At 56.5% G+C, this 9,395-nt stretch carries 6 protein-coding genes; 4 read left to right on the top strand and 2 right to left on the bottom strand.

The window, feature by feature from the left end; all coding sequences use genetic code 11:
- Both ACF8AM_RS15620 and ACF8AM_RS15615 read left to right on the top strand, forming a co-directional pair.
- On the top strand, positions 1 to 453 hold a 453-nt coding region (locus ACF8AM_RS15620; protein WP_392556524.1), incomplete at its 5' end, for a RimK family alpha-L-glutamate ligase.
- A complete protein-coding gene (locus ACF8AM_RS15615) occupies positions 446 to 2,182 on the top strand; it encodes a fatty acid CoA ligase family protein (protein WP_392556523.1) in 1,737 nt (578 codons plus the stop codon). The genes ACF8AM_RS15620 and ACF8AM_RS15615, both read left to right, overlap by 8 nt.
- Positions 2,183 to 2,209: 27 nt before the next feature.
- Here the strand turns inward: ACF8AM_RS15615 and ACF8AM_RS15610 are convergent, their stop codons facing one another.
- Positions 2,210 to 3,757, bottom strand: coding sequence for an anthranilate synthase component I family protein (locus tag ACF8AM_RS15610; RefSeq protein WP_392556522.1), 1,548 nt, complete (start codon positions 3,755 to 3,757; stop codon positions 2,210 to 2,212).
- Positions 3,758 to 3,781: 24 nt separating this feature from the next.
- A complete protein-coding gene (locus ACF8AM_RS15605; RefSeq protein WP_392556521.1) occupies positions 3,782 to 6,361 on the bottom strand; it encodes an ATP-dependent Clp protease ATP-binding subunit in 2,580 nt (859 codons plus the stop codon).
- A 408-nt stretch (positions 6,362 to 6,769) separates the two neighbouring features.
- Here ACF8AM_RS15605 and arsS point away from each other — a divergent pair, with 408 nt between their 5' ends.
- Together arsS and ACF8AM_RS15595 are read left to right on the top strand one after the other, a co-directional pair.
- On the top strand, positions 6,770 to 7,768 hold the full coding sequence (arsS, locus tag ACF8AM_RS15600; protein WP_392556526.1) for an arsenosugar biosynthesis radical SAM (seleno)protein ArsS: 999 nt from the start codon (positions 6,770 to 6,772) through the stop codon (positions 7,766 to 7,768).
- 143 nt (positions 7,769 to 7,911) lie between these two features.
- On the top strand, positions 7,912 to 9,000 hold the full coding sequence (locus ACF8AM_RS15595) for a methyltransferase domain-containing protein (RefSeq protein ID WP_392556525.1): 1,089 nt from the start codon (positions 7,912 to 7,914) through the stop codon (positions 8,998 to 9,000).
- The last annotated feature ends 395 nt before the right edge of the window (positions 9,001 to 9,395 follow it).

Here is a 9,395-nt window from a genome sequence, read left to right as displayed (position 1 = left end):
GTCAAGCCAATCTTTGGAGGGGAAGGTCGTGGGGTGATGCGCCTGCGCGATGCTGAGTTGGCTTGGACGACGTTCTCGACACTCGCTCAAATGAACGCGGTCATTTATGTCCAGCAATTCGTGCCGCCCGGAGGCGTTGATTTGCGGGTCTTGGTCATCGGTGATCACTCGCACGCGATTCGGCGTCGCAATGCATCGGATTTTCGGACCAATGTTCGTGGCGGAGGGCGGAGCGAGCTTGTGCCGATGGACGCGACCTGGGATCGGTTGGCTCGACAGGTTTGTGGTGATTTTGGATTGAAGTTTGCGGCGATTGATTGGTTGGAAACCTCGGCGGGGGAGCTTCAACTGATCGAGGTCAACGGGATCCCCGGTTGGAAAGGGGCTCAGCAGGTCGTGCAGGAATCAATTGCGGATCAAATTCTCGAAGTGATGGTGAACGAAAATGAGTGATGGTCCATGCAGTCGAGAATCATCTCAAGTTCTTGCTGGCACCGCGGGAGCGACCGGCAATGTCGCATCGCGTTTGAGTGCGGTTGCGAGAGTTTTACCCGGTGGCATTGCGATTGCCGAACCGTCGGGGCCGGCCAAACGAGATGGTTCGGACCGCGATTTTGCGTTGACGACATTCAAGACATTGGATGAACGCAGCTCGCAAATCGCTCGTGGTTTGTTGGCTTCGGGGATTGAGCCGGGGATGCGTCTGGTCAGTTTGGTTCCCTTTGGCGCTCAGTTCATCGAACTCGTGTTCGCGATGATGAAAGCCGGCGTGGTGGTCGTTCTGATCGATCCGGGAATGGATCGCAAGCATCTGATTGGGTGCTTGCAGGAAGTGAATCCAGACGGCTTTTTAGGGATTCCAAAAGCACAGGCAATCAGAACGATTCTGCGAAGTAAATTTCCCAATGCGAAACACAACATCACGGTGGGGCGTCGTTGGTTCTGGGGCGGGAAAACGCTCAAGCAAATCATGGAGATGGGAAACCAGGACCCAATGTTGACGCTTCCCGATGTGCAAACGCACGACGACGCGGCTGTGATCTTCACCACCGGAAGCACGGGGCCGCCGAAGGGGGTGGCGTACACACATCAAACCTTCCATGCCCAGATCGATCGAATTCGAAACCGCTACGAGATTCGGCAAGGCTCGCGTGATCTCGCGTGCTTTCCGTTGTTCGGTTTGTTTGATGCGGTCATGGGGGTGACGACCGTCATTCCCGACATGGACCCGATTCGACCAGCCGACGTGGACCCGCAGAAATTGATCCAGGCAGCCCGGCAATGGGAAGTGGACCAGTCATTTGGTTCCCCGGCTCTTTGGAAAACGGTCACACGGTGGTGCGAAGCCAATGCGGTGGGGAGACCGTTTCCAACTTTGAAACGTGTGCTATCGGCAGGGGCCCCCGTTCCGGCTGCGACCCTGCAGTCGCTTCGTCGATTTGTTCACGAAGATGCCAAGATTGAAACGCCCTACGGCGCGACGGAAGCTCTCCCGATCGCATCCATCGAATCGCGTGTCGTGATCGCGGAAACGGGGCCGGCGGCAGCCAAGGGCAAAGGCGTTTGTGTGGGCTCTCCGTTTGAGGGCGTGCACTGGAAGGTGATCGAAATTGATGATGGCCCCATCGCGAGCGTAGATGAAATCAACGAGTTGCCGCGAGGCAAAATTGGGGAATTGATAGTCAGTGGTCCAATGGTGACCAAGCGGTATGTCACCCGAGCGGATCAGAACGCTCTGCACAAAGTGCATGATGAGTCTGGCGGAACGTTTTGGCATCGAATGGGGGATGTTGGTTATCTCGATGAGCAAAATCGTTTCTGGTTTTGCGGACGGAAGGCTCATCGAATTGTTTCCACTCAGCGAACGTTTTTCACGATTCCATGCGAATCGGTTTTCAATGTCGATGAACAAGTCGACAAGTGCGCGCTGGTTGGCGTGGGGGGACCGGGCCAGCAAATTCCCGTGTTGGTCGTGCAGCCCGTGGACCTGACGATCGCTGGTGATTCTGCTCGGGCGAAGGAGTTGGAGGACAAACTTCGCGAGCGGGCGTCTCGAAACCCGCTGACCCGACGGATCGATCGGTTTGTCATTCGTGATCAACCGCTGCCGGTCGACATTCGGCACAATAGCAAGATTTTCCGCGAAAAATTGGCGGCGGAATTGAACCAGGCGCAGTCGTGAGCCTCGATGGAATGTCGTGCAGGTGAGTTATCTTTCGATCGAGCGAATTGCACGCAGCAGACCCGCGGCTTTGGTCCAGGTTTCATCCAGTTCGCTTTGCGGTTCGCTGCGTGCAGTGATCCCTCCACCAACGGCGAAGTGCCATTGGCCGTTTCGTTGGGTCACGGTTCGAATCAGGATGTTGAAGTCCGCGTTGCCAGTGACACTCACGTAGCCGATCGATCCGCAATAGGCTCCTCGCGGTTGGCCTTCGAGGCGCGCGATCGTTTTCATGGCTTCGATCTTGGGCGCCCCGGTGATGCTTCCTCCGGGAAAACAGGCCGCAAGCAATTCACTGATGGTGACATCGTCTCGCAGTTGGCCTTCGACGGTGGACACGAGATGCTGGACGCTTTGGTAGCGTTCAATTTCGCAGAGACCTGTGACGCGAACGCTGTCGTCTTGGCAGGCGATGGAAAGATCGTTTCGCATCAGGTCCACGATCATGATGTTTTCGGCGCGATCCTTGGCGCTGCCTCCGAGTTCCTGTGCCAAACGCTCGTCTTCGATCTCATCGCCGGTTCGAGGCACCGTGCCTTTGATCGGACGCGTGACGACGCGACGGTCGCGGATTTGAAGGAAACCTTCCGGTGAAGAGCTCAGGATTTGCTCGCTGCCAATGTCAAAGAACGCCGCGTACGGTGCTGGGTTGGATTGACGCAGTCGGCAGTAAAGTTGATCCGCACGGCAGGTTGCTTCGTGCGTGAGTGTTTGAGCGAGGTTGACTTGGAACGAGTCGCCCGCGCCGATGCGATCGATGATTTCAGCAACGGCAGCGATGTAGCGAGGTGAGTCAAAGTTACTGCGGACGCCGGGCGTTTCGGTTGGGAAGCCGAACGAAGCCGATGGCGTTGACTGCTTGGTTTCCTTGGTGGTGGGCGCACGCGGCGGAGCTGCAAGTCGTTCCAGGATTGCTTCGCCGCGTTGCTGTGCTCTGCGTGAGTCAGCGACCAGGTCCTTGTTGAGGCCGTTGCTGATCAATGTGGCTGAGCCGGTGGAGTGGTCGACCGCGATCGTCCAGTCGTAGATCCCAATCGCCAAACCAACCGGAGGCTGTTCGCCGAGGAATGACGGTGGCATTCGAACGCTTGGTTCCAACCACCAGGCTGCTTCGTAGGCGACCAGCCCCGCCAGTCCGCCGCAGTACGGTGGCAGTTCGGCGGCGTGATGGAATTTCGGCAGTCGCGAGCACCACTCATGGAATGTGGGCCAGGGGTCGGGATCAAGGAGCGTCGCATGCAGCCATCCAATCGGATCAGCCGTCAAAAATGAGTAGCGTCCACGGTCGTGCGCGTGATCCGAAACGGAGTCGAACCAGAGTCGATGTTCTAGTTCCGCGAGTCGCTCGAAGGATGCTTCGAGGTCTTCGAGTTGTCCCAGTGGATGCAGCCACAGTTCAGCTTGAGGGTGGCCGTCAGCGGGAGTGTGGTGGTTGGCGGTCGGGGGCATCGCTGGCAAGTGGATGGGAGATGGATGCGGGCAACGGGCCGTGGGGGCAAAAAAAATGCCTCGGCGAGTGAGGACTCGCCGAGGCATGAGAGGTTTCATTCGCGGAGCGAACTACGATTCGTCGGATTTTGATTGATCGTCACCGCTGGCGGCCGGCACGGTTTCCTCTTCGGAATCGCTTTCTGCCCAGCCGCGGCTTTCGCCTTCGAAGTTCAGACGCGTGATCTTGCCACTGTCGTCTTTGTGAACGTCGATGATGATCGTGTCCTTGCCTTCAAAAGCACCACGCAGCAATTCTTCGCCGAGTGGATCTTCGATGCGTTGCTCGATGGCACGTCGAAGTGGACGAGCTCCATAATCGAGGTTGCTTCCCTTCTTGATCAAGAACTCCTTCGCTTCGTCGCTTAGATCGATGGCCAAGCCACGTTCCAGCAAGCGTTCGCGAACTTTCGAAAGTTCGAAGTCGATCACGCCCTTCAGGTCCTTGGTCGTCAGGTGACGGAAGATGATCGTGTCATCCAAACGGTTCAGGAACTCAGGTCGGAAGACGCGTTCGATTTGGTCCATCACACGAGACTTCATCGAGTCGTAGCTCGCGTCGCCATCGGGTTTTTGGAAACCGAATGCGGATTCGTTCTTGATCGCTTCCGCACCGGCGTTGGTGGTCATGATCAGGATCGTGTTTCGGAAGTCGACATTACGACCGAACGAGTCCGTCAAACGTCCTTCTTCCATGACTTGAAGCAGCATGTTGAAGACGTCTGGGTGAGCCTTTTCGATTTCGTCGAACAGGACCACAGCGTACGGACGCCGGCGAATCTTTTCGGTGAGCTGACCACCTTCTTCGTAACCCACGAATCCGGGAGGGGCACCAATCAGACGGCTGACGTTGTGTTTCTCCATGTACTCGGACATGTCGATGTGCACCAATGCGTCTGAGTCGCCGAACATGTATTCTGCGAGCGCTTTGGCGAGCAACGTCTTACCAACACCGGTTGGCCCAGCGAAGATGAACGATCCGGTCGGGCGTTTGGGGTCTTTCAATCCCGAACGACTGCGACGGACTGCTTTCGCGACGGCCGTGACCGCTTGGTCTTGACTGACGACGCGTTTGTGCAGTTCTTCTTCCATTTTCAGCAGACGCAACGAGTCTTCCGTTGACAGTCGAGTCAATGGAATGCCCGTCATTTTGCTGACGACTTCCGCGATGATTTCTTCGTCGACGACTCCATCGGTTTGCTGACTCTTTTCACGCCACTCTTGAGTGATCTGCTCTTTCTTCTTGCGAAGTTTTTCTGCTTGATCACGCAGGTTCGCGGCTTTTTCGAAGTCTTGGTTGGCAACCGCGTCTTCTTTGTCTTTGTTCAGCGTTTCGACTTGTTCGTCGATCTCTTTCAAGTCTGGTGGACGAGTCATGGTGCGAAGACGCACGCGAGCACCGGCTTCATCGATCACGTCGATGGCTTTATCGGGCAAGCAGCGAGCAGTGATGTAGCGTTCGCTCATTTCGACGGCGGCCACAACGGCGTCGTCGGTGAATTGCACGCGGTGGTGTTCTTCGTACCGTTCACGCAATCCTTTCAGGATTTCGATCGTTTCTTCCTTGCCGGTCGGTTCGACCATGATCTCTTGGAATCGACGAGCGAGCGCGTTGTCCTTTTCGATGTACTTGCGGTACTCGTCGAGGGTTGTCGCACCGATGCACTGGATTTCACCCCGAGCCAAGGCTGGCTTCAGGACGTTGGCCGCGTCGATGGCGCCTTCGGCACCACCCGCACCGACCAGGGTGTGAAGTTCGTCAATGAAGAGAATCGTGTTCTTGACGCGTCGCACTTCGGTCATGACCGCTTTGATGCGTTCTTCGAACTGACCGCGGTACTTGGTGCCAGCGACCATCATGGCGAGGTCGAGCACAACGATGCGTTTGTCGGCCAGGATCTCCGGCACTTCACCGCCAATGACTCGTTGTGCGAAACCTTCGATGATGGCGGTTTTACCGACACCGGCTTCGCCCAGCAGGACGGGGTTGTTCTTCGTTCGGCGGCACAGGATCTGGATGGCGCGTTCGATTTCTCGTTCGCGGCCAATGACCGGATCCAGTTCACCTTTCTTGGCCAGTTCGGTCAGGTCGCGACCAAAGCTATCCAGCGCGGGGGTCTTACTCTTCCCGCTTTTGCTGCTTCCACTGCCGCCACTGCTGCCCTCGCTGTCGCCACCACGGCCACCGCGTTCGCCAACTTCAGCGCCTTCGAGACCGTGTCCCAGCAAGTTGAGGACTTCTTCGCGGACATCTTCCAGCTTCAGCCCGAGGTTCATTAGAACCTGAGCGGCGACGCCTTCTTGTTCGCGAAGCAATCCCAGCAGGATGTGCTCGGTACCCACGTAGCTGTGGTTGAGGTTGCGTGCTTCTTCCATCGAGTATTCGATGACTTTCTTCGCACGTGGTGTTTGTGGCAATTTGCCAACGGTCACCATTTCTGGCCCGCTTTGCACCAATTTCTCGACTTCCAGGCGGATCTTTCGCAGATCAACCTCGAGATTTTTCAACACGTTGGCAGCCACACCGCTGCCCTCTTTCACCAACCCCAACAAAATGTGTTCGGTGCCGATGTATTCGTGATTGAATCGTTGAGCCTCTTGGTTAGCCAATTGCATGACTTTCCTGGCTCGGTCAGTAAACCGTTCGTACATATTCTCCGTCCCTTAGACCAGACCGACTGTCAAACTGGCGAATCTTTCGACCCGAATTGTTTCCCTACGCAAACTGTACGCCACAAGTCACCCACAAGACGAGGGAAGCTTCGTTCCGCCGCCTTAAAAACCAATCAATTGCAGGGAAAATCGTTACACAAATGCTTCTTGTGAAAACGAACTTCGACGCACAACCGGCCGGTTCCCCATACCGTGCTCACGTCATCCTACCGTTTTGTCGCAATAACGGGGATAGGACTTCGTTGGTCATCTTGTACGTTGATGCCGCTCAGATGGTTTCCATTTCGACCATTCTGGCTCCAGTGCTCGAAGTGAGCTGTTGTTGACGACGGATCGTACGATTTGAATCGGTCCTACCGCCCCGCTCAATCTTTGGAGAAAGCCCCTGTGTCGAGTCTGCTGCCGATTGTGAACGAAGGTTTGCCCACCGGCGTGGTGCCAACATTCGCGTCGCGACTGGAGGATGGAAAGCTGCAGCGAAGTCGACTGAATCAGCTCCAGATCAACCTCGGCAAACTTTGCAATCAAACCTGCACTCACTGTCACGTGGACGCGGGACCAACGAAAAAACGCGAAAACATGGACGACCAAACTGCGGATCGTCTGCTGGAACTGGTGGCAGCTTGCCCCGCGATCACCACGGTCGATTTGACTGGCGGCGCACCGGAGATGAACCCGAATTTCCGCCGCTTGGCGAAAACGTTTCGAGCGGCGGGTTTGCGAGTCATTGACCGCTGCAACCTGACCATCCTTAGCGAACCTGGCTACGAATGGGTGGCAGAGTTCTTGGCTGAGAACGAAATCGATGTGGTGGCTTCGCTTCCGTGTTATTTGGAAGACAACGTGGACGGCCAACGCGGTGGTGGGGTGTTTGGACGCAGCGTCGATGGGCTGCTCCGACTGAACGAACTCGGTTATCGACGCGGAAGCGACTCGCATCGCCTGGATTTGGTCTACAACCCCACCGGGCCTTCGCTTCCGCCAGACCAAGCCAAATTGGAAGCTGACTACCGTCGTGAATTGGCGGCTCGATATGGAATCGAGTTTGGAAATTTGCTGACGATCACCAACATCCCCATTCGTCGATACGCTCAGTTTCTTCAGAAACGTGGTTTGCTGGACGATTACCTGCGTCTGTTGTCAGAAAATTTCAACGCGCAAGCGACGGAAGAGGTGATGTGCCGGTCACTGGTCTCGATCAGTTGGGACGGTCAAATTTACGATTGCGATTTCAACCAGATGATCGATCTGTCGCAAAAATCACGCACGGTCTGGTCCATTGAATCGCTCGATGAGCTGGTGGACCAGCCGATCGCTTTGGCGGATCATTGCTACGGATGCACCGCCGGGGCCGGCAGCAGTTGTGGTGGCGCACTGCTCGGCTGAACAAACGGATCGCCTGCTCAGCCGGATGGCCTGGTCAACCGGGGGGGTGGCGTCCGAGTCAGTTGGCGTCCGAGTCATTTGTGCGATCGAATTTTCGAAATTTTCATTCTCCTCTTCTCTCTTGGTGCATCGATATGTCGTCTTTGAATGTGGAAGCCGCGGTTCGTGAACGTTACGCCCAAGCGGCCCAGGAACGTGAGGCCGAACTTTGTTGCCCGGTCGACTACGACGCGAAGTATCTGAAGGTGATCCCGCAAGAGGTGATCGATCGGGATTACGGTTGTGGTGATCCATCCAAGTATGTTCGTCCCGGCGAGACCGTTCTGGATCTGGGTAGCGGCGGCGGAAAGATCTGCTTCATCGCCTCGCAAGTGGTCGGCGAACAAGGCCAAGTGATCGGCGTCGATATGAACGACGACATGCTCCAGTTGGCTCGTGAGTCGCAGCCCAAGGTTGCCGACGCGATCGGGTACGACAACGTCTCGTTTCGCAAGGGCAAGATTCAAGACTTGGCGATCGATCGCGATGAGGTCCAGGCTTACTTGCAGCAGCATCCGGTGACCGACGATGCGGGACTTCGTGCACTCGAGGCATATCTGGCCGAGCAACGTCGGGAGTCGCCCATGATCGACGACGAAACGATCGACGTCGTTGTCAGCAACTGCGTGTTGAACCTGGTCGATGCCGATGAGAAGGAATTGTTGTTCGACGAGATCTTCCGTGTCTTGCGACCGGGCGGGCGAGCGGTGATCAGCGACATCGTTTGTGACGAAGAGGTGCCCGAAGCAATGCAAGCCGACCCGGAACTGTGGAGTGGTTGCATCTCCGGCGCGTACAAACAATCGGCGTTCTTGGAAGCGTTTGAAAACGCTGGTTTCGAAGACCTCCAAATCGCGGAATTGCAAACCGAACCGTGGCGCGTCGTCGAAGGCATCGCGTTTCGATCGATGACCGTGATCGCAACTCGACCCGATGAAGATGCAATCGAATCCGGAAGTGCAGCAACGAGTGGATTCCAACGAGTCTATCGCGGGCCGTTCAAGTACGTGTGTGACGACGCCGGTCGCATGTACACGCGAGGCGAAGTCTGCACCGATGAACTCGCCGAGGCGGCTTCGCGTGAAACGATCGTCGATCATTTCGCGGTCTACTCCAGCGACAACTCGGACAAACCTGCCTCGATCTCATTGCCAACCACCTCCGATTGCTGCTCGGGCGACTGTTGCTGCTGAGTTCCGGTCAACGCGAGCGTTTCATATCGGTTGGTGGCAAGGACCAGCGCGACGCCATCTTGGCCGTCGGGTCTGCTGCGCGGGCCTCGCTGACGCGTCGATCGGGCGGGAAATGCCTGGCTGACGCGTTTTGAAGTTGCGCTTTTCTCAAATCCGGAAGCGTCAGCGAGGAAAAAACGATGTTGACTTCGCCTCGCTGACGCGTTTTGAAGTTGCGCTTTTGCGTGAGGCATTGGGTTTGTCATAACCCGACGCGTCAGCGAGGGACCGCATGCCACCGCAACGAGCCGGTGGGTCCCTCGCTGACGCGTCGGGTTGTGAGAAAAGCGCAACTTCAAAACGCCATCGCGAGGCCCAACGGGGCGCCCCTGGCAGAGTGTCCCCCCAAAAAAGCT

It is taken from the genome of Rhodopirellula sp. JB055 (genome assembly GCF_043100905.1).
GTDB lineage: Bacteria > Planctomycetota > Planctomycetia > Pirellulales > Pirellulaceae > Rhodopirellula.
This window is presented reverse-complemented; position numbering and strand designations above follow the sequence as displayed.

Bases quoted from the DNA above. Each gene is read 5' to 3' on its own strand.
- ACF8AM_RS15615 (WP_392556523.1), top strand. From the start codon at position 446: ATGAGTGATGGTCCATGCAGTCGAGAATCATCTCAAGTTCTTGCTGGC.
- ACF8AM_RS15610 (WP_392556522.1), bottom strand. From the start codon at position 3,757: ATGCCTCGGCGAGTCCTCACTCGCCGAGGCATTTTTTTTGCCCCCACG.
- ACF8AM_RS15605 (WP_392556521.1), bottom strand. From the start codon at position 6,361: ATGTACGAACGGTTTACTGACCGAGCCAGGAAAGTCATGCAATTGGCT.